This window comes from Muricoccus pecuniae (assembly GCF_014199205.1).
Classification (GTDB): domain Bacteria; phylum Pseudomonadota; class Alphaproteobacteria; order Acetobacterales; family Acetobacteraceae; genus Roseomonas; species Roseomonas pecuniae.
Genome location: NZ_JACIJD010000008.1, coordinates 152,295 through 169,969 on the forward strand (window position 1 = coordinate 152,295; position 17,675 = coordinate 169,969).

The window sequence follows — 17,675 nt, forward strand, 5'->3', positions numbered from 1 at the left end:
ATGCTCGAAAAGTTCCGCGCCCTGCGCGCCGAGCACGCGGCCGTGTCCGCTGCCGGCCGGGATCCCTTCGGCGTCGCCTTCGACACCGTCCTCTCCGCGACCGAGGCCGTGCTGGAAGGGCGGCGGGTGCTGCTGCTCGGCACCAACAACTATCTCGGCCTCACCTTCGACCCCGACTGCATCGAGGACGCGGCCGAGGCCGTGCGTTCGCTGGGGACGGGGACGACCGGCTCGCGCATCGCGAACGGCACCTATGGCGGCCATGCGGCGCTGGAGGCGCGGCTGGCGCGCTTCCTCGGCCGCCGCTCGGCCATGGTCTTCACCACGGGGTATCAGGCGAATCTCGGCGCGCTCGCCGCTCTCGCGGGCCGCGGCGACCATCTCCTGCTGGATGCGGACAGCCATGCGAGCATCTATGACGGCGCCCGCCTGAGCGCGGCGCAGGTCACGCGCTTCCGCCACAACGACCCCGACGACCTCCGCCGCCGCCTGCGCCACCTGTCGAGCCAGCCCGGCGAGAAGCTGATCGTCGCCGAGGGCATCTACAGCATGCTCGGCGACACCGCGCCGCTGCGCGAGATCGTCGAGGTCAAGCGCGAGGCCGGGGCCTGGCTGCTGGTGGACGAGGCGCACTCGCTCGGCGTGCTCGGCGAGAGCGGGCGCGGCCTCGCGGAAGCCGAGGGCGTGGAGGCGGAGGTGGACTTCGTCGTCGGCACCTTCAGCAAGAGCCTCGGCGCGATCGGAGGCTTCCTCGCCTCCGACCTCGACGGCTTCGACGCGCTACGCCTCTCCGCCCGCGCCTACATGTTCACGGCCTCCCTCCCTCCCTCCACCGTCGCCTCCGTCACGCGGGCGATCGAGGTGATGGAGGCCCGGCCGGAGCTGCGCGAGGCGCTGCGGCGGAACGGGCAGCGGCTGCATGCCGGGCTCTCGGCGGCCGGGTTCATGCTGGGCGCCATGCCGAGCCCGATCGTCTCCCTTCCCATGCCGGACCGGGAGAGGGCGGTGCTGTTCTGGAACCGCCTGCTCGAGGCCGGGGTCTACGCGAATCTCGCCCTCGGCCCCGCGACCCCGGGCGGCAAGCCGCTGCTCCGCATGAGCGTCAGCGCGCTCCTCACCCCGGCGCAGATCGACGCGGCGGTCCTCGCCGTCGCGCGCACGGGCGAGGCGCTGGGGCTGATCGGCACGGCGCTGGAAGCGGCGGAATAGGGGCTCAGCGAACCGCGCCGCGGCGCCTGAGGCGCCAGAGCAGGAGCGGCGCCGCCAGCACGGGGTGGCGGCGCTGCCAGTCCGTGAGCTGGACCGCCACGCCCGAGTGCCGCTCGACCTTGCGCGCGAGGTAGTCCGCCCCGCCCTCGAAGGTGAAGGCGGCCTTCACCAGCCGCGCGACGTTCAGCACCTTGCCGAGCACCCGGCGGGCCGCCCAGGACCGCCTTGGCCCCGCCGGCCGGCCAGGGTGCAGCCGCCCTTCCCCGTCCGTGCGAGCCTCCAGGCCGAGCCGGGCGAGGGCCGCCGGCAGGGTGCGGGCGTACCAGTCCGGCGCGTCGTCCAGCAGGCGGTCCGGTCGGTTGCCGCGCTCGGCCCGCAACTCGGCGCCGTAGGTCCGGGCGAAGAGGCCGCGCCAGTACTCCCGCACCGTGCCGGAGGGCGGCCCCAGCGCCACGGCCCAGAGCGCCGCCGTTTCCACGGCCCCGGCCACCGCCGCCTCCACCCGCCGCCGGGCCGCCGCATCGCGCGCGTGGAGCAGGGTGGCGGGCTGGCAGAAGCGGGCCCAGACCGTGGTGTCGAGGGAGGCGGGGCGCACCCGCCGCTCGAACTGCGCGAGGCTCATCACCGCGACCTTGGCGCTGACCGGCCCCTCCGCTCCCTGCACCTGCCAGTGCAGCACGTTGGGCGGCAGCAGGGCGTTGAGCAGGGCCGGCAGGGCGCGGCGGTGGAAGGCGCGGTGGCCGGAGGTGAGGACGTAGAGGTCGAGCAGGCCGCCGGCGTCGCCGTCCCGCCGGCAGGCGCCGTAGAACAGCACCGCCTCCACCGCCGCCCCGTGGCGCGAGAGGATGTCCCCGGTGAGAAGCACCGCCGCGCGCATGGCGCCCCCTGGCCCGGGCTCCAGCCCCTCCGCCACCAATGCGTCGAGCGACCCGGGCGTCACGGCGCGACGAAGGCGACCCGGCCGGGGGCGGAGAGGAGCAGCCCCTCCGGCCCGGGCTTGAACACCTCCCCATCCAGCACGAAGGGCGCCTCCAGCCGGAGGGCGATCCGCTCCGCCCGGCCGCTGCGGTAGCCTGCCCCCGGCATCCAGCGCCATGGCCGCCCGCGGAAAGCCGCCAGCAGCGCGGCCGGGAGCCGGCTCGGCGGCGCATCCACCTCCAGCCAGCGCAACGGCCCTTCCCCCTCTCCCCAGAAGGGCCAGAGGCCGAGCATCAGCCGATCCAGCGGCGTAGCGAGGAGGAGAAAGCGCCGGCCTTCCCGCATCGCCGCGCCATCGGCCGAGATGCCCATCGGCGCGCCCTCCCGCAGCGGGTGCCCTCTCCCGCCGAGGCTGCGCAGCGCGGTGCCGCCGAGGGCCAGCAGCACGGCGAGGCGGTCATGCACGCCCCGCCGGTGCAGCGAGCGCTCGGCCAGGAGCTTCGCCTCGGTGAAGGCGCCGGCGCCGAAGAGAAGGCCGCGCAGGGGCGCAGCCTCCGTCCCAGGCCTCGCGACCTCCAGCACCGGCAGCAGCCGGCGGCGCAGCGAGCCCCGAAGGGCGGCGTCGCGCAGCCTGGCGAGCGCCGCCTCCCCCGGGCCGGCACTCCCCAGCACGCGCGCGGCAAGGTTCGTCTTCCCCGTGGCGAGCACGGCGATGGCGGGCGGGCGCTCGCCATAGGCGGCGGGAAGGGCGGTGAGCACCTCGCGGAGCGTGCCGTCCCCGCCCTGCACGGCGACCAGATCCACCTCCTCGGCCGCGAAGCCGGCCAGGGCCTCGACCAGGGCCTCGCGGCTCTCGGGCGCGGCGCGGGGCATGGAGGCCGCCGCCGCGCCGAGGGCGAAGCGGCCCTCCCGCAGGGCTCGGCTGCGGGGGTTGCTGATCACGCCGATGCGCGCCGCCCCGGCGGCAGGGCTCATCCCTCGAGCCAGGAGCGGAGCGGCGCCCGGCGACGGGCGAGCCCCGCCTGCACCGTCACCACCGCCTGCTCGACGCAGCCGAAGAGGGTCCAGGCCGCGACCGCCAGCATGCCGAGATCGGGGCGCCCGGCGAGGGTGCCGAGGCTGAGCAGGAGCAGGTTCGGGTTCCGCCGTGCGATCCAGAGGCGGAAGAAGCTGTCGAATCGCCGCCAGACATGAATCTCCATGCGGTAGAGGCCGAGGAACAGCCCCTCCTGCAGCCGCTGGGCGACATAGCCGCCGAAGACCACCGCCCCCACGATCACGGGATGCGCGAGCGGCATCCCCGCCGCCTCCAGCCCGTAGATCCAGGCCAGCCACCAGAAAGGCGGGTGGATGAGGTCGATCGCGTGGTCGAAGACATTGCCCAGCGGCGTGGAGGTGAGCGTCACCCGCGCCAGCTTGCCGTCCACTGTGTCGAGGAAGGTCATCACCCAGGCCGCCAGCAGGCCGGGGAGGAAAGCCCCCTGCATGAAGAGCCAGAGCGCGACGAAGACGAGCACGAGGCTGGCCAGCGTCACCTGGTTCGGCGTGATGCCCAGCGCGGCGCAGGCGCGGACGACATGGAAGGCGGGGCGCGGCCAGACATGCTTCGTGATCGCGTCCGTGACGCCCTTGTAGGAGCCGCCGAACATCTCCCACTCCACCGCCCGCCGCGTTTCGGGCGCGAGGCGGAGGAGATAGGGGTTGCCGCGCTTGCGCAGCGCCTTGTTGTAGCTCTCCGTCAGATCCGTGGGCGCGGCGGGGCGCAGGCCGGCGAAGGCGGCGTCCCCCGCCCCTCGCCCGGCCTCCAGCGCGGCGGCGATGCCCGCGGCCCCGGCGCCGGCGGGCAGATGGGCGGCGACGGGGAGGCCGTCCCCCGGGCGGCACAGCAGCCGGCCCGGGTTGCGGGCAAGGCCGGCGACGAGGGCGGCGTCGTAGACATGATCCGCCCGCATCAGCAGCAGCCCGGCCGCGCCTCCGGGCGCTCCTGCGCCTCCGGGCGCCTCGCCTTCCCAGGCGGCGACATCCACCATCCCCGCGCGCGCGAGCGCCCGGCGGAGCAGGGCCGATCCGGGCATGCTCCAGACGGGAACCGGCGATTCGCCGATCAGCCGCGCGGCCGGCATGGCTGGCGCGGAGGCCTCGGACGGGCGAGATTGCGCCGCCCCATGGCCTTCACCCTCGCGCACGTCTCGGATCTCCACCTGCCGGTTCCCCCTGGGGCTCTGCGCCCGCTCGGGCAACTCGCGGGGAAGCGCTTGCTCGCCTATCTCGCCTGGCGGCGCAAGCGGCGGCGTGCCGCGGCACCGGGCGCGCTGCTGGCGGATATCGCCGCCGCGGAGCCAGACCACATCGCGGTGACGGGGGACCTCACGAACCTCGCCCTGCCGGGCGAGTTCGCGGCCGCGCGCGAGCTTCTGGCTGGCCTGGGCCCGGCCGAGGGCCTGAGCCTCGTGCCCGGTAATCACGACGCGACCGTGGCCGTGCCCTGGGCGAAGGGGCTGGGCCGCTGGGACGAGTGGATGGCGGGCGAGGGCGCCGGGCCGGGCACCTCCCCCTTCCCCTTCCTGCACCGCCGCGGGCCCCTGGCGCTGATCGGCCTCTCCTCCGCCCTGCCCACCCTTCCCGGCTCCGCGGCGGGGGAGCTGGGGGGCGGGCAGCTCGCGCGGCTCCCCGCCCTGCTGGACTGGGCGGCACGGGAGGGGCTGTTCCGGGTGATGCTGATCCACCACCCGCCCCTCCCCGGCCCCGGCGGCCGGCGCAAGGCACTGCGGGACGGGGCGGCGCTGCGGGAAATCCTTGCCCGCCACGGGGCGGAGCTCGTGCTGCACGGCCACCATCACCGGGTCATGCAAGGCGAGCTGCCCGGCCCGGGAGGCCCCATCCCCGTTCTCGGCGCCCCCCACGCCCTCGCCCCCGGGCACGGATGGGCGGGCTGGTGGCTGCACCGGATCGAGCGCGACGCGGGGGGCTGGCGGCTGGAGAGCGTTCTACGCCTGCAGGACCCCGCGACCGGCCGCTTCGCGGAGGGCGCGCGGCCGGGGGCGTGGCGCCTCGCGCGCCCGGCGACGGAAGGCCTCGGGCATCCGGGGAGCGGGACGGCCTAGTAGCGCAGCCGGATCGCCATGCGCCTTCCCTCTGCCGGCACGGTGAAGCGCACATCGGCGAAGTCGGGCAGGCCCACCGTGGTCGGGGCGTCGTTGGAGAAGCCGTAGCCCTCGGCGGGCATGCCGATCAGGTTGCGGTTGAAGTCGTGGTCGTCGTTCTCGTCGTGATAGACGGCGATGGCATAGTCGCCGGCGGCGGAGAGGGCGAAGCAGGCCTCGGCCGAGGCCGCCCGCAGCGGGATCCGCTGCCGCGAGAGATAGGCTCGCCGCGCGAGGAAGGCTTCCGGCCGCGGGCCGTAGACGGTGACGGTGACATTGCCCGCGACGCGCCGCGCGCCGGTCACCTCCACCCGGAGCCTCGGCCCGGCCGGGGCTTCGGCCGAGGCGCAGGGCGCCACGCGGGGGTCCTGCGCCCGCGCCTGCCCCTGCGGGAGAAGGGCTCCGAGCAACCCCGCCAGGGCCGCCACCCCGGCCAGGCGCAGCCGGCGTCCCGCCCCCGATTGGCACCCTCGCCGGGTGGCACCTATAGTCCCGCCGGGCCGGACCCGGGCGGCGACGCAGCCGGGGTCCGCTTCGCCCGCCCGCAGCACCGGCCGCTCAGGATGGGGAATGCCAGCCGCAACGCTCGCCAAATTCGGCCATCCCACCACGCTGGTCGGGGAGACGGAGCACTGGACCGTGCTGCTGCGACCGCAGCAGGTGACGCTCGGCTCGCTCGTCCTCGTCTGCCGCGAGGAGGTCACGCGATTCGGCGAGGCCAGCCCCGCCGCCTTCGCCGACCTGCACCGCGCCGTGTCCCGCATCGAGCCGATCCTGAGGGAATTCGTCGCCTGTGAGAAGATCAACCACCTCATGCTGATGATGGTGGACCCCGACGTCCACTTCCACGTCATCCCCCGCTACGAGGGGCTGCGGACCCATCTCGGGCAGGGCTTCCCCGATGCCGGCTGGCCCGGCCCGCCCGCCCTGGCGCAGGCGGTGGAGCCGGAGGCGGCGGTGCGGGACGATCTGCTTGCGCGGCTGCGCGCGGCCTGGACAGCCACCGGGGCGTGAGCACGGACCCCATCGCCCCGGCCTACCGGGGGTTGCCGGCCGCGGGCGGGCTGGTGAGCCGCTACATGCTGCGGCTGCTGGCGCGGCCGCTCGCGGCCACCCTCCTCCTCGTCCTGCCGGCGCTGCTGCTGGAGCGGCTGCTGCGGCTGTTCGACCTCCTGGCGGGGGCGGGCAGCCCCGCCTCCTCCATCCTCCAGCTCCTGCTCTACCTCGTGCCCCATTACCTCGGCCTGGCGGTCCCGGCGGCGCTGTTCCTCGCGGTCTATGTCGTCATCGCCAGGCTGAGCCAGGACCACGAGCTGGACGCGCTCCAGGCATCGGGCATCTCGCTCGCGCGGCTCGGGCGGCCCTTCCTCGCCGTCGGGCTCGTCTGCGCCGCGCTCGGCATCGGCCTCTACGGCTATGCCCAGCCCCTCAGCCGCTACGCCTATCGCGCGGCCTATCACGCTCTCACCAATGCGGGCTGGAACGCGAGCCTCGTTCCCGGGGAGTTCGCCCGGGCCGGGCGGCGCTTCACCGTCTCCGTTGATCGCCGGGAGCCCGGGAGCGGGCTCCTGCACGGCATCACCATCCACCAGCGGCTGGAGGGGGGCGGGGAGGTGCTGACCACCGCCGCCACGGGCCGCATGCTCTTCAGCAGCGAGGAGAGCGAGCTGCTGATCGAGCTGGAGGACGGCCAGCAGATCACCATCCGCCCCGATGGCGAGGTCTCAACCCTCGCCTTCTCCAGCTCCGCCCAGTCGCGCCCCTTCGTCCGGCGCCTCCCGATCTTCCGCCTGCGCGGGGGCGACGAGCGGGAGATGACGCTCGGGGAACTCTGGGCCTCGCGGGATGAGGACGAGCCGCCGGTGGAGCGGCGCCGGATGGATGGAGAGCTGCACGGCCGGCTCGTGCGCGCGGCCTCGCTGCTCGTCCTGCCCCTGCTGGCGATGCCGATGGGGCTGGCGGCGAAGCGGTCCAGCCGCTCGGTCGCCATCCTTCTCGGGGCGGTGATCCTGGTGGTCTACCAGCAGGCGCTGCAGCTCGCGGAATCGCTCGGCGATGTCGGGCGGATCGACCCGCGGCCGGCGCTCTGGGGCATGTTCATCCTCTTCTCCATCTTCGCGGCCCTCGTCTTCCGGCACAGCAACCGCCACCCGGAGGAGGGCGCCTTCGACGGGCTGCTCGCCCGGCTGGACGCGGCGGCCGGTGCCCTCGCCGCCCTGCTGCCGCGGCGGGGGACGGCGCCGTGAACGGCGTGCTCGGCCGCTACCTCACCCGCCTCTTCGTCGCCCGCGCGCTCGCCGTCCTGCTCGGGCTGGCCGCGCTGCTCCAACTCCTCGACCTCCTGGACAAGGCGAGCGACGTGCTCTCGCGCGGCGGGCTGGCCGATATCGGGCGCTACGCCATGCTGCGGCTGCCGACCACCCTCGGCCGGCTGATGCCACTCGCCGTGCTGGTCGGCGCCATCCTCGCCTTCCGCCAGCTCGCCGCCTCGCTGGAAGTCACGGCGATGCGGACGGCGGGGATCGGCACCTGGCGCATCCTCGGCGCCCTCGCCCCCGCCTGCGCCCTCGCCTTCCTGCTGCAATCCGCCCTCCTCCTCGGCGTCGCGCCGCGGACCGAGCGGGCGTTGGCGGACTGGTGGGACAGCCGCGACCCGGCGGAGCGGCCCCTCGTCCTGCCCCAGCGGCTCTGGCTGCGGAACGGCACGGAGATCGTGGCGGCCGACGCCGTCTCGCGCGACGGCGGGGTGCTGGAGGGCCTGCTGGTGATCCGGCGGGACACGGAGGGCCGCGCGCTGGACCGGCTGGACGCGCGCCGAGCCGCGCACGGGGCCGAGGGCTGGCGGCTGGAGGGGGTGCGCCTCATCCGCCCCGGCGCGAGCCGGCCGCAGGAGATGGCAGCCCTGCCCTGGCCCGAGGGCCCGGCCCCGCGCGCCCTGCGCGAGCTGGCCCGCCCCACCGAGGCGCAGTCCCCGGCCCGCCTGCTCGCGGGGTGGCGCGGGGAGGGCCCGGTCTCCCGCGGGCCCGCCTTCTACGCGGCGCGGCTGCACGCCCTGGCCGCCTCGGCCGCCGCGCCCTTCGTGATGCTCCTGCTCGCCGCCCCCGCCGCCTTCGGCCTGCCGCGGCAGGAGGGCGCCTTTCGTCGCGCGGCCGTTGGACTCGTGCTCGGCCTCGGCTATCTCGTGGCCGCCGGGCTGATGGCGTCGATCGGCGAGGCGGGCGGGCTGCATCCGGTGGCGGCCGCCTGGGCCACGCCGGTCCTCTTCGCCATGGCCGGGCTGCTCCTCCTCTGGCGGGAGGAGGGCTGAGAGAGGGAGTGAGCGCGATGTACGGTCCCTGGCGGGGCGGGCGGAGCTTCGATCTCGGGCGGATGACGCTGCGGGAACTCGTGGTCGCCTATGCCGCCCATCCCGCGATCCATCTCTACGCCGTGCTGGCGGTGGTCAGCACCGTCCTCGCGGTGCTCTGGGGAGAGGGCGCCGGGTTCCGACCGCTGCTCGCGGTGCTCGCCACCGCCCTCGCCTATCCCCTGGCCTGGTACCTCATCCACCGCTTCGTCCTGCACTCCCGCTTCCTCTACCGCTCGCCCCTCACGGCCGCGCTCTGGAAGCGGATCCATTTCGACCACCACCAGGACCCGCACCGGCTGGACGTGCTCTTCGGCGCCCCGGTGACGACACTGCCGACGATCCTCGCGATCCTCATCCCCCTCGGCTGGTTCGTGGGCGGCGGGCGCGCGGGCGCGGCGGCGGCCGTGGCCGCGGGGCTCGTCATCACCTGCATCTACGAGTTCTGCCACTGCATCCAGCACCTCAACTTTAAGCCGCGCAGCCGGCTGCTGCGCCGGATGAAGGAGCTGCACCTCGCCCACCACTTCCACCACGAGGGCGGCAATTTCGGGATCACGAGCTACCTGATCGACCGCGGCTTCGGCACCTACTACGCCGAGGCGCGGGAGCGGCCGCGCAGCCCGCACGCCTTCAACCTCGGCTATGACCGCGCCGAGGCGGAGCGCTTCCCCTGGGTCGCCCGGCTGACCGGCGCGCCGCCGCGCGACCGCCCCGCCCGCCCGGGCGAGAAGGCGTGACCCCGCGGGCGGCGGCGAGCCAGCCCATCGAGGTCGAGTTGGTCGGGGGCCGCGCCGCCCTCGACCGCTTCATCCGCCTGCCCAACACGCTGAACAGCGCCGATCCCGCCTGGGTCCCGCCGCTCGCCATGGAGCGGCGCGGCGCGCTCTCGCCCCGGAGCAATCCCTGGTTCCGCCACGGCGAGGCCGCCTTCTGGATCGCGCGCCGGGGCGGGCGCGACGTCGGGCGGATCAGCGCGCAGGAGGACCGTCTGGCACCGGCGGTGGAGGGGCAGCGCCCCGCCTATTTCGGCCTGCTCGCGGCCGAGGACGACCGGGAGGTCTTCGCCGCCCTGCTCGGCACCGCCGAGGCCTGGGCGGCCTCGCGCGGGCTGCGGCTGGTCCAGGGTCCCTTCAGCCTCTCCATCAACGAGCAGACCGGCCTGCTCGTCTCGGGCTTCGACACGCCGCCCATGCTGATGATGCCGCACGACCCCCCCTATGCCGGGCCGCATCTGGAGGCGCTCGGCTACCGCAAGGCGCGCGACCTGCTCGCCTATGTCTGCGAACCCGACGTGCCGCTGCCCCCGGCCGCCGCCCGCGCCATCGCGCGCGGCCTGCCCGCGGGCGTCACGCTGCGCCCGCTGCGCCGGAGGGAATTGCGGGCGGAGGTCGACCTGCTGATCGACATCTTCAACGAGGCCTGGGCAGGCAACTGGGGCTTCGTGCCCTTCACGCCGGAGGAGGTGGCGCATCTCGCCTCCGAGCTGCGGCCCCTGCTCCACGAGCGCCTGGTCTGGTTCGCCGAGATGAGGGGCCGCGCGGTGGGCTTCGGCGTCTGCCTGCCCAACCTGAACGAGGCCATCCGGGACCTCTCCGGCCGGCTGCTGCCCTTCGGCTGGGCGCGGCTGCTCTGGCGGCTGAAGGTGAAGGGCGTCTCCACCGCGCGCGTGCCGCTGATGGGGTTCCGGCGGGAGATCGGCGCGGGGATGCTCGGCCGCGTCCTCCCGATCTTCCTCATCGAGGCGCTGCGGCGCGAGGCGCTGGCGCTCGGTTTCAAGCGGATCGAGATGTCCTGGGTGCTGGAGGACAATCTCCGCATGCGCCACATCGCCGAGGCCTTCGGCGCCCGCGCCTACAAGACCTACCGCGTCTACGAGAAGGCGCTTCCGGCATGAGGCCGGGCCTGGCGGAGGGCGTGACGGCGCTGGTCCTCGCGGGGCAGCGGCGCGGGACGGACCCGATGGCCGCCGCCGCCGGCCTCTCCCACAAGGCGCTGCTGCCGGTCGCCGGGGTGCCCATGCTGCTGCGCGTGGTCGCGGCGCTGCGGGGCTCGCCCGGGATCGGGCGGATCGTCGTCTCCGTCGAAGCGTCGGGGACGACGCTGCGCGGCCTGGAAGGACTGGATGGGGTGATCCTCCGAGAGGCCGCCCCGAGCCCCGCGCGCAGCGCCGCCGCCGCTTTCGGGGAGTTCGGCGCCCCAATGCTGGTGACCACCGCCGACCACGCGCTGCTGACGCCCGCGATGGTGGGCCACTTCCTTGCCGCCGCCCCGGCCGGCGCGGCGGCCATCGCGGGACTTGCCCGGCGGGAGACGGTGCTGGGCGAGTTCCCGGGCACGCGGCGGACCTGGCTGCGCTTCCGCGACGGCGATTTCAGCGGCTGCAACCTCTTCCTCCTCGCCACCCCGGAGGCCGCGGGCGCGCTCCGTTTCTGGCAGGATCTGGAGGGGCGGCGGAAGCGGCCGCTGGCCATGGCCTGGATGATCGGCCCGGCGACCCTCCTCCGCCACGCCCTGGGACGGCTGACCCTGCGCGGCGCGCTGGACGCGCTGGAGGTCCGCTGCGGCGCGCGCCTCGCCACCGTGGACATGCCCTTCGGCGCGGCCGCGGTGGACGTGGACAAGCCGGAGGACCTGCGGCTCGTCGAGGAACGGCTGCGCGGCGAGCCGGCCGGGCTTGAGGGATCGGCGCCCTCCCTCACATCCTGACGGACCGGTCCTGGCGCGACCGGAGCAGCGGAGACGGAGCACGCATGCGGATCCTCGCCATCGGGCCACGCGCCTATCTCGGCGACGTCTATCTCGCGCTGATGCGCGAGGGCCACGAGGTCCGCGTGCATGCCGAGGACCCTCCAGCCTTCCGCGCCTTCGGCGGGCTGATCGAGACCGTGCCGGACTGGCGGGCCGAGCTCGACTGGGTAGGGCGCGACGGCATCGTCTTCTTCGAGCGCATCGGCCGCGGCGCGATCCAGGACAGGCTGCGGGCGCAGGGCTATCGCGTCGTCGGCGGCAGCGCCTTCGGCGACCGGCTGGAGGAGGAGCGCGAGTTCGGCCAGTCCGTGCTGCGGGAGGCCGGGCTTCAGATCGCGGAGAGCCACTCCTTCGAGCACCCGTCCCTCGCCCTCGAATGGCTCGCCCGCCATCCCGGGCGCTACGTGCTGAAGCATGACGACGTGAAGCGCACCACCTTCGTCGGGGACCATCCCGAGGGCGCGGACCTCGCCTTCATGCTCCGCCGCGCCGGCGACGGGCGCGTGCTGCTGATGGAGCGGCTCGACGGGGTGGAGGTCGGGGTCGGGGCGTATTTCGACGGCCGCGCCTTCCTTCGCCCGGCCTGCATCGACTTCGAGCACAAGCGCTTCTTCCCCGGCGAGATGGGCGAGATGACGGGGGAGATGGGCACCCTCGCCGCCTATGACGGCTCGGAACCTCTTTTTGCCGCCACGCTGGACCGCATGGCGCCCCGCTTCGCCGAGGCCGGGCATGTCGGCTACGTCAACCTCAACCTCATCGTGAACGAGCGCGGGGTCTGGCCCCTGGAGTTCACCTGCCGCTTCGGCAATCCCGGCTTCGCCGTGCTCGCCGCCCTCCAGCGGGATGGCTGGGGGGACCTGTTCGGGCGCATGGCCTCCGGCGCCTCGGCATCGGGGGAACCCCGCTTCGCCACCCGCCCCGGCTGGTCGGTCGCCATCGTGCTGACCGTGCCGCCCTTCCCCGCCCATACGGAGAGCAGCCCGCCGGAGGAGGACCCGCCCGTCTTCTTCCTCCGCCCGCCCGAGGGCGAGGAGCTGGACAGCTATCACTTCGTGGACATGCGGAAGGAGGACGGGCAGCTCCTCGGCCACCGCCGCTCCGGCCACCTCATGATCGTGACGGGCACGGGCCCGACCGTGGAGGCCGCGCAGGAGGCCGCGCGGGCGCGGGCGCGCAACGTCGTCGCCCCCGAGCTGCGCTGGCGCGCCGATATCGGGGACCGCTTCCTCCGGGGAGAGCGCGAACGCCTCCGGACCCTCGGCTGGCTGCCCGCCGCGCCGGGCTGAGGGGGCGCGCCGGTCAGCCCGTGGCGGCGCGCAGGCGGCGCTCCATCTCCGCGATCCCCGCGCCGTCCACATTGGCGAAGGCGATGCGGAGATGCGTGCTCTCCCCCGCGAAGGCGGGGCCGGGCAGGCACATCAGCCCGTGCTGCCGGGCGAGCCGCTCCACCACCTCCCAGGCCGGGGTCGCGCCGAAGGGGTGGCGGACATAGGCGAAATAGGCGCCGAGGGAATCCAGCCGCCAGCCCGGCAGCCGTGAGAAGGCCGCCCGCACCGCCCGCGCGCGCCCCACCATCTCCGCCCGGTTCGCCGCGCGCCATTCCGCCAGGTGGCCGAGGCCCCAGCTCAGCGCCACCTGCCCCGCCCGCGCGGCGCAGATCTGCACGCAGTCCATCACCTTGCCGAGTTCCGGCATCAGCGCCGGCGGCGCGCCGATCGCCCCGAGCCGGTAGCCCGGCACCGCGAAGGACTTGGAGAAGCTGTAGAGCTGGACGAGGTTCTCCGGCCATGCCTCGCCCGAGAGGAGGTCGTGCGCGCGGTCCTGCCCCTCAGGCAGGAAGTCGCGATAGGTCTCGTCGAGGACGAGCCAGATCCCGCGCTCCCGGCACAGGGCGTGGAAGCGCGCGATCACCTCGGGCGAGAGGATCGCGCCCGTCGGGTTGTTGGGGGTGACGAGCACGATCGCCCTCACCCGCCCGTCGATCAGCGCCGCCGCCTCCTCGGGATCGGGCACGAAGCCCCGCTCCGGGCGGCAGGGCAGCGCGCGCGCCTCGATCCCCAGCATGGAGAGCGTCATCTGGTGGTTGAAGTACCAGGGCGTGGGCAGCAGCACCGCGTCCCCGCGCCCGGCCAGCGCCATCATGGCGACGAAATAGGCCTGGTTGCAGCCGGCGGTGATCGCCACCTCCGCCGCCCGGCGCGGCCCGCCATAGACGCTCCCGAGCTCCGCGGCATAGGCCTCGCGCAGCGCCGCCTCACCCATGATGGGGCCGTAGCCGGCCGTGGCCGGGCTCCCCGCGGCCAGGGAGAGCTGCTCCAGCATCCCCGGCGCGGGCGGATGGGCCGGCACGGCCTGGCAGAGGTTGAGCAGCGGCCCCTCCCCGCCCCGGTACTCCGCGCCCCAGGCCTGGATCTCGGGGATGGGCGGGCTGCCGGTGTCGAGCAGGCGGGGGTTCAAGGCCGGGCTGGAGGGAGCCGCCGGGCGGGACGGGCGCGTCGCGGCGGGCGGCAAGGGCGCCATGAGAGAGATGTTCATCGAGCCTGAGCCTCCACCTGTTCCAGCTCAACGCCGGTGGCCGCGCCGCGTTCGGGGCGCCGCCGTCGCGGGGGCTGCTGAACGCCACCCGCGGGCCCACTCAGGGCGCCATCCTGCCCGCGTGAGGCCGCGCCGCGCCTCGATGGCAATGCCCGGGAAGCTCGGCAAGCCCGGCAAGGGTGCCTGCGCGCCTTCGTGACCGATGGCGCCGCGGGGCGTTAGCCAGCACGGCCATGCCTTCGCGGGCGGAGCCGGGTGCCGATCGGGCCCCGGAGAGACGGGCCCGGGAGGACAGCATGCAGGAACGGATCGCAGGGCCCGAGGCGCGACACCCCGGGAAGGGTGGCCGCCACCCCCTCCGGGGCCTCGCCATCGCGCTCGGCCTGCTCGCCGCGGCCCCTCTCGGGGGCTGCGCCCTCCTGCGGACGGGGGTGTCGATGCTGGAGGCTTCCACCCCGCCCCCCGTCGCCCTCTCGCTCGACGATGCCGTGGCCGGGCTCACCGGGGCGCTGATCGCCAACGCTCAGCTCGGCCTGCCCAACGCCTCCGGCACCTACCGCACGGTGGTGGACCCCTGGATCGATCGCGGGACGGGCGAGCAGTCCGAGACGACGCGGGCGATGGAGACGCGGATCGGGGAGCTGGTCCGCACACGCTTCCCCCTGGTCGAGCTGCTGCCCTTCGGCACGGAGAGCCTGGCGCGGGAGCCGCTGATCGTCATCGGCGCCATCAACGCCGTCGCGTCGCCCGGCTCCGTCGAGCCGGTGCCGGAGGACCGGGCGGGCGCCTATCGGATCTGGGGCATCATCGGCAATCTGGCGACCGGGCGGGTGATCTCCAGCGAGCAGGCCTGGGCCCGGCGCGAGGACGTGACCGCCGCCCCCGCCGCCATCTTCCGCGACAGCCCGACCTGGATGCCCGACCGCGCGACGGAGGCCTATCTCCGCACGAGCCTCGCCCGGAAGGGCGACCCCATCGACCCGCAATACCTCGCCGGCCTTCCCGCCACGGCGCTGCTGGCCGAGGGCACGCGCGCCTACGAGGCCGGGCGCTACGCCGAGGCGCTGGACCGCTTCACCGGAGCTGAGCGCCTTCCCTCGGGCGAGCAGCCCCGTACCTATAACGGCATCTATCTCGTCAGCGCCGCCCTCGGCCGCGCCGATGCGGCGGAGGCGGCCTTCGGGCGGCTGGTGGATCTCGGCCTCGACCGCGGGCAGGTGATGGTGAAGTTCACCTTCCAGCCGGGCTCGACGAATTTCTGGCCGGACCCCGTGATCTCCGGCCCCTACCCTGTTTGGATCCGGCAGATCGCCGGGCGCGTCGCGGCGCGCAACACCTGCCTGCTGCTGCGCGGCCATAGCAGCCCGAGCGGCTCGGCCACCGCCAATGAGCGGCTCTCCCTCGCCCGGGCAGAGGCGCTCCGCCGCCGGATCGCGCAGGAGCAGCCCTCCCTCCGCTCCCGCCTGCGGGCCGAGGGGGCGGGGGCGAGCGAGCCCATCGTCGGCACCGGGGCCGACAACGCCTCGGATGTCCTGGACCGCCGCGTCGAGCTGCGCCCCGTGCCCTGCGCGGACGTCGCCCTCGGCACGTTGCCCGGTTCGGGCATGGAAGAGCGGCTCATCCGCTAGTTCCGGTGCCGCGGCGCCCGCCCGAACCGCGCGGGGGTGTTGCGCCGCGCCGGAAGCACCGATCTAGAGACAGGCGACGAGGGAGAGTGACCGATGGCGAGAACGGAGGAGGATGGGCTGGTGCCCGAGGCGATGCGGCCCCGGCCGGAGAAGCTTGCCTACGACCTCGACCAGGCCCTTCGCGCGGTCGTCACCCTGCGCGCCCGCGTGCCGGAGGACGCCTTCACCGCCGGCACGCTCGGGACGGAGCGCGCGGGCAATGCGGTGCTGATCCGGGAGGACGGGCTGTTCCTGACCATCGGCTACCTCATCACCGAGGCCGATGAGATCTGGCTCACCACCGGGGAGGGGCGGGTCGTGCCGGCCCATGTCGTCGGCTACGACCAGGAGACGGGCTTCGGCCTCGTCCAGGCCCTCGGGCGGACCGGCTTGCCCGCGCTCTCCCTCGGGGTGTCCGGCGCGGCGGAGCCGGGGCAGTCGGTCGTCTTCGCCGGGGCTGGCGGCCGGGCCGGCGCGCTGGCCGGGCAGATCGTCTCGCGCCAGGAGTTCACGGGCTACTGGGAGTACCTGCTGGACAGCGCGATCTACACCTCCCCCGCCCATCCCCTCTGGGGCGGCGCGGCGGTGATCGGGCCGGATGGCAGCCTCATCGGGATCGGCTCGATCCAGCTCGGCCACGATCCCGGGGACGGGCGCGTCCGCGTGCTCAACATGAGCGTGCCGATCGACCTGCTGAAGCCGATCCTCGACGAGATGCTGACCCTCGGCCGCCCGGCCCGCCCGGCCCGCCCCTGGCTCGGCGTCTCCGTCCATGCGGATGACGACGGGGTGGTCCTCCTCGGCGCGACGCCGCGCAGCCCGGCGGCGCGGGCAGGGCTGCGGAAGGGCGATGCGGTCCTCGCCGTCGGGGACCAGCCGGTCTCCGACCTCGCGGGGTTCTTCCGCGCGGTCTGGGCGCTCGGCCCCGCCGGGGTGGATGTCCCCCTCACCGTCGAGCGCGAGGGCGACCGCTTCGAGGTGAGCGTCACCTCCGGCGACCGGCAGCGCTTCCTGAAATCCGCGCCGCTGCACTGACCATTACGGCGGGAAGGGCCGGGGGCGCGGTGGCCCCCGGCCCGGCCATCACGCGTCGGCGCGGATGTTGTTCGCCCTGACCACCTCGCCCCAGCGCTTGTGGTCGCCGTGCAGGGTGGCGTTCAGCTCCTCGGACGTGCCGCCGCCGGGCTCGTCGCCCTGGCTCGTGATGCGCTCGCGCACCGTCGCGTCCTGGACGGCGGCGTTCACCGCCGCATTCGCCTTCTGCACGATCTCGGCGGGGAGGCCGGGCGGGCCGAAGAGACCGATCCAGGCGTTGAAGGCGAAGTCCCGCAGGCCGAGCTCGGTCGCCGTCGGGATGTCGGGGAAGGCGGGGATGCGCTCGCGCCCCGTGGTCAGCATCGGGCGGACCTGCCCGGCGCGGATGAAGGGCGCCATGACCGAGGCGGCGTCGAACATCGCGCTGAAGCGGTTGACGATGAAGTCCTGCAGCGCGGGGCCGCTGCCGCGATAGGGCACGTGCTCCATCGGCGGGTTGCCGATGCTGTTCTTGAACAGCTCCATCGCGACATGGGTGAGGCTGCCCGCGCTGCCGGAGCCGTAGTTGATGCCCTGCCCGTTGCTCTGCGACCGGGCCCAGGCCGCGAACTCCTCCGGCGTCCGCGCCGGCACGGAGGGGTGGACGCAGAGGATGAGGGAGGATTGCAGCATCAGTCCGATCGAGGTCAGCTTGAGCGGATCGATCGTCATGTTCTGGAAGGTGTGCGGGTTGATCGTGAGCGGGTTGGCGTTGCCGACGAGCAGCGTGTAGCCGTCCGGCCGCGCCCGCAGCACGAGATCCGTGCCGAGATTGCCGCCCGCGCCGCCGCGGTTGTCGATCACCACGGGCTGGCCGAGCGCGATGGAGAGCCCCTGCTGGAGGATGCGCGCGGCGAAGTCGGTCTGCCCGCCGGGCGGGAAGCCGACGACGAGCGTGACCGGGCGGCTCGGCCAGGCGCCCTGCGCGCGCGCCACGAAAGGCGCGGCGAGCGCGCCGGTGCCCAGCACCACGGCAAGGGCCGTGCGCCGCGGGATCGGGTGGTTGCGGTCTCGTTCGTCTGCCATTCT

Annotated in this window: 17 protein-coding genes; 11 read left to right on the plus strand and 6 right to left on the minus strand. The window is 74.6% G+C overall.

Translation table 11 applies throughout. The features are described 5' to 3' along the window. Positions 1 to 1,209 carry a serine palmitoyltransferase gene (spt, locus tag FHS87_RS10475; protein WP_184517447.1) on the plus strand — a complete coding sequence of 403 codons (1,209 nt, stop codon included), beginning with the start codon at positions 1 to 3 and terminating at the stop codon, positions 1,207 to 1,209. A 4-nt stretch (positions 1,210 to 1,213) separates the two neighbouring features. On the opposite strand, the gene FHS87_RS10480 is transcribed toward spt, so the two are convergent. The 3 genes from FHS87_RS10480 to FHS87_RS10490 are packed head-to-tail and all read right to left on the minus strand — an operon-like array spanning position 1,214 to position 4,313. Then, positions 1,214 to 2,149: a hypothetical protein gene (locus tag FHS87_RS10480; RefSeq protein WP_184517450.1), complete on the minus strand. Its 936-nt coding sequence runs from the start codon at positions 2,147 to 2,149 to the stop codon at positions 1,214 to 1,216. Further along, positions 2,146 to 3,102 carry a diacylglycerol kinase family protein gene (locus tag FHS87_RS10485; RefSeq protein ID WP_184517453.1) on the minus strand — a complete coding sequence of 319 codons (957 nt, stop codon included), beginning with the start codon at positions 3,100 to 3,102 and terminating at the stop codon, positions 2,146 to 2,148. The genes FHS87_RS10480 and FHS87_RS10485 overlap by 4 nt, the downstream gene beginning before the upstream one ends. Continuing rightward, positions 3,099 to 4,313, minus strand: coding sequence for a CDP-alcohol phosphatidyltransferase family protein (locus FHS87_RS10490; protein ID WP_312861960.1), 1,215 nt, complete (start codon positions 4,311 to 4,313; stop codon positions 3,099 to 3,101). Before FHS87_RS10490 ends, FHS87_RS10485 begins: the two co-directional genes overlap by 4 nt. Between FHS87_RS10490 and FHS87_RS10495 the strand changes: the two genes are divergently transcribed. Next, on the plus strand, positions 4,293 to 5,231 hold the full coding sequence (locus FHS87_RS10495; protein WP_184517456.1) for a metallophosphoesterase family protein: 939 nt from the start codon (positions 4,293 to 4,295) through the stop codon (positions 5,229 to 5,231). The genes FHS87_RS10490 and FHS87_RS10495 overlap by 21 nt on opposite strands. Here the strand turns inward: FHS87_RS10495 and FHS87_RS24460 are convergent. Continuing rightward, complete coding sequence (locus FHS87_RS24460) at positions 5,228 to 5,629, minus strand: DUF2141 domain-containing protein (RefSeq protein WP_312861961.1); 402 nt, start codon at positions 5,627 to 5,629, stop codon at positions 5,228 to 5,230. The genes FHS87_RS10495 and FHS87_RS24460 overlap by 4 nt on opposite strands. Before the next feature lie 211 nt (positions 5,630 to 5,840). Between FHS87_RS24460 and FHS87_RS10505 the strand changes: the two genes are divergently transcribed. Genes FHS87_RS10505 through FHS87_RS10535 form a run of 7 tightly spaced genes read left to right on the plus strand, consistent with a single transcriptional unit; the run spans position 5,841 to position 12,656 of the window. Continuing rightward, entirely contained in the window at positions 5,841 to 6,284 is a 444-nt protein-coding gene (locus FHS87_RS10505) for an HIT family protein (RefSeq protein WP_184517461.1), read from the plus strand. Next, a complete protein-coding gene (locus FHS87_RS10510) occupies positions 6,281 to 7,516 on the plus strand; it encodes an LptF/LptG family permease (RefSeq protein ID WP_184517464.1) in 1,236 nt (411 codons plus the stop codon). The genes FHS87_RS10505 and FHS87_RS10510 overlap by 4 nt, the downstream gene beginning before the upstream one ends. After that, positions 7,513 to 8,577 (plus strand): LptF/LptG family permease, encoded by a 1,065-nt coding sequence (locus FHS87_RS10515; protein WP_184517467.1) that lies wholly within the window; start codon positions 7,513 to 7,515, stop codon positions 8,575 to 8,577. Before FHS87_RS10510 ends, FHS87_RS10515 begins: the two co-directional genes overlap by 4 nt. Positions 8,578 to 8,594: 17 nt before the next feature. Beyond that, positions 8,595 to 9,356 (plus strand): sterol desaturase family protein, encoded by a 762-nt coding sequence (locus tag FHS87_RS10520; RefSeq protein ID WP_184517645.1) that lies wholly within the window; start codon positions 8,595 to 8,597, stop codon positions 9,354 to 9,356. Then, positions 9,353 to 10,513 (plus strand): dATP pyrophosphohydrolase, encoded by a 1,161-nt coding sequence (locus tag FHS87_RS10525; RefSeq protein ID WP_312861962.1) that lies wholly within the window; start codon positions 9,353 to 9,355, stop codon positions 10,511 to 10,513. The genes FHS87_RS10520 and FHS87_RS10525 overlap by 4 nt, the downstream gene beginning before the upstream one ends. Then, on the plus strand, positions 10,510 to 11,325 hold the full coding sequence (locus FHS87_RS10530) for an NTP transferase domain-containing protein (RefSeq protein ID WP_184517470.1): 816 nt from the start codon (positions 10,510 to 10,512) through the stop codon (positions 11,323 to 11,325). The genes FHS87_RS10525 and FHS87_RS10530 overlap by 4 nt, the downstream gene beginning before the upstream one ends. Positions 11,326 to 11,369: 44 nt before the next feature. Further along, positions 11,370 to 12,656: a phosphoribosylamine--glycine ligase gene (locus tag FHS87_RS10535; protein WP_184517473.1), complete on the plus strand. Its 1,287-nt coding sequence runs from the start codon at positions 11,370 to 11,372 to the stop codon at positions 12,654 to 12,656. A 13-nt stretch (positions 12,657 to 12,669) separates the two neighbouring features. On the opposite strand, the gene FHS87_RS10540 is transcribed toward FHS87_RS10535, so the two are convergent. Beyond that, a complete protein-coding gene (locus FHS87_RS10540; protein ID WP_246418308.1) occupies positions 12,670 to 13,905 on the minus strand; it encodes an aminotransferase in 1,236 nt (411 codons plus the stop codon). 296 nt (positions 13,906 to 14,201) lie between these two features. Between FHS87_RS10540 and FHS87_RS10545 the strand changes: the two genes are divergently transcribed. Further along, positions 14,202 to 15,533, plus strand: a complete 1,332-nt coding sequence (locus FHS87_RS10545; RefSeq protein WP_184517476.1) for an OmpA family protein — start codon at positions 14,202 to 14,204, stop codon at positions 15,531 to 15,533. A gap of 93 nt (positions 15,534 to 15,626) precedes the next feature. Then, positions 15,627 to 16,607, plus strand: a complete 981-nt coding sequence (locus FHS87_RS10550; RefSeq protein ID WP_184517479.1) for a S1C family serine protease — start codon at positions 15,627 to 15,629, stop codon at positions 16,605 to 16,607. 48 nt (positions 16,608 to 16,655) lie between these two features. Here FHS87_RS10550 and FHS87_RS10555 read toward each other — a convergent pair whose 3' ends face one another. Then, positions 16,656 to 17,672: a Bug family tripartite tricarboxylate transporter substrate binding protein gene (locus tag FHS87_RS10555; protein ID WP_184517481.1), complete on the minus strand. Its 1,017-nt coding sequence runs from the start codon at positions 17,670 to 17,672 to the stop codon at positions 16,656 to 16,658. Positions 17,673 to 17,675 lie beyond the last annotated feature (3 nt).

Coding starts and splice junctions, on each gene's coding strand:
- spt (WP_184517447.1), top strand. CDS start 1: ATGCTCGAAAAGTTCCGCGCCCTGCGCGCCGAGCACGCGGCCGTGTCC.
- FHS87_RS10485 (WP_184517453.1), bottom strand. CDS start 3,102: ATGAGCCCTGCCGCCGGGGCGGCGCGCATCGGCGTGATCAGCAACCCC.
- FHS87_RS10495 (WP_184517456.1), top strand. CDS start 4,293: ATGGCCTTCACCCTCGCGCACGTCTCGGATCTCCACCTGCCGGTTCCC.
- FHS87_RS10505 (WP_184517461.1), top strand. CDS start 5,841: ATGCCAGCCGCAACGCTCGCCAAATTCGGCCATCCCACCACGCTGGTC.
- FHS87_RS10520 (WP_184517645.1), top strand. CDS start 8,595: ATGTACGGTCCCTGGCGGGGCGGGCGGAGCTTCGATCTCGGGCGGATG.
- FHS87_RS10530 (WP_184517470.1), top strand. CDS start 10,510: ATGAGGCCGGGCCTGGCGGAGGGCGTGACGGCGCTGGTCCTCGCGGGG.
- FHS87_RS10535 (WP_184517473.1), top strand. CDS start 11,370: ATGCGGATCCTCGCCATCGGGCCACGCGCCTATCTCGGCGACGTCTAT.
- FHS87_RS10540 (WP_246418308.1), bottom strand. CDS start 13,905: ATGAACATCTCTCTCATGGCGCCCTTGCCGCCCGCCGCGACGCGCCCG.
- FHS87_RS10545 (WP_184517476.1), top strand. CDS start 14,202: ATGCAGGAACGGATCGCAGGGCCCGAGGCGCGACACCCCGGGAAGGGT.
- FHS87_RS10550 (WP_184517479.1), top strand. CDS start 15,627: ATGGCGAGAACGGAGGAGGATGGGCTGGTGCCCGAGGCGATGCGGCCC.
- FHS87_RS10555 (WP_184517481.1), bottom strand. CDS start 17,672: ATGGCAGACGAACGAGACCGCAACCACCCGATCCCGCGGCGCACGGCC.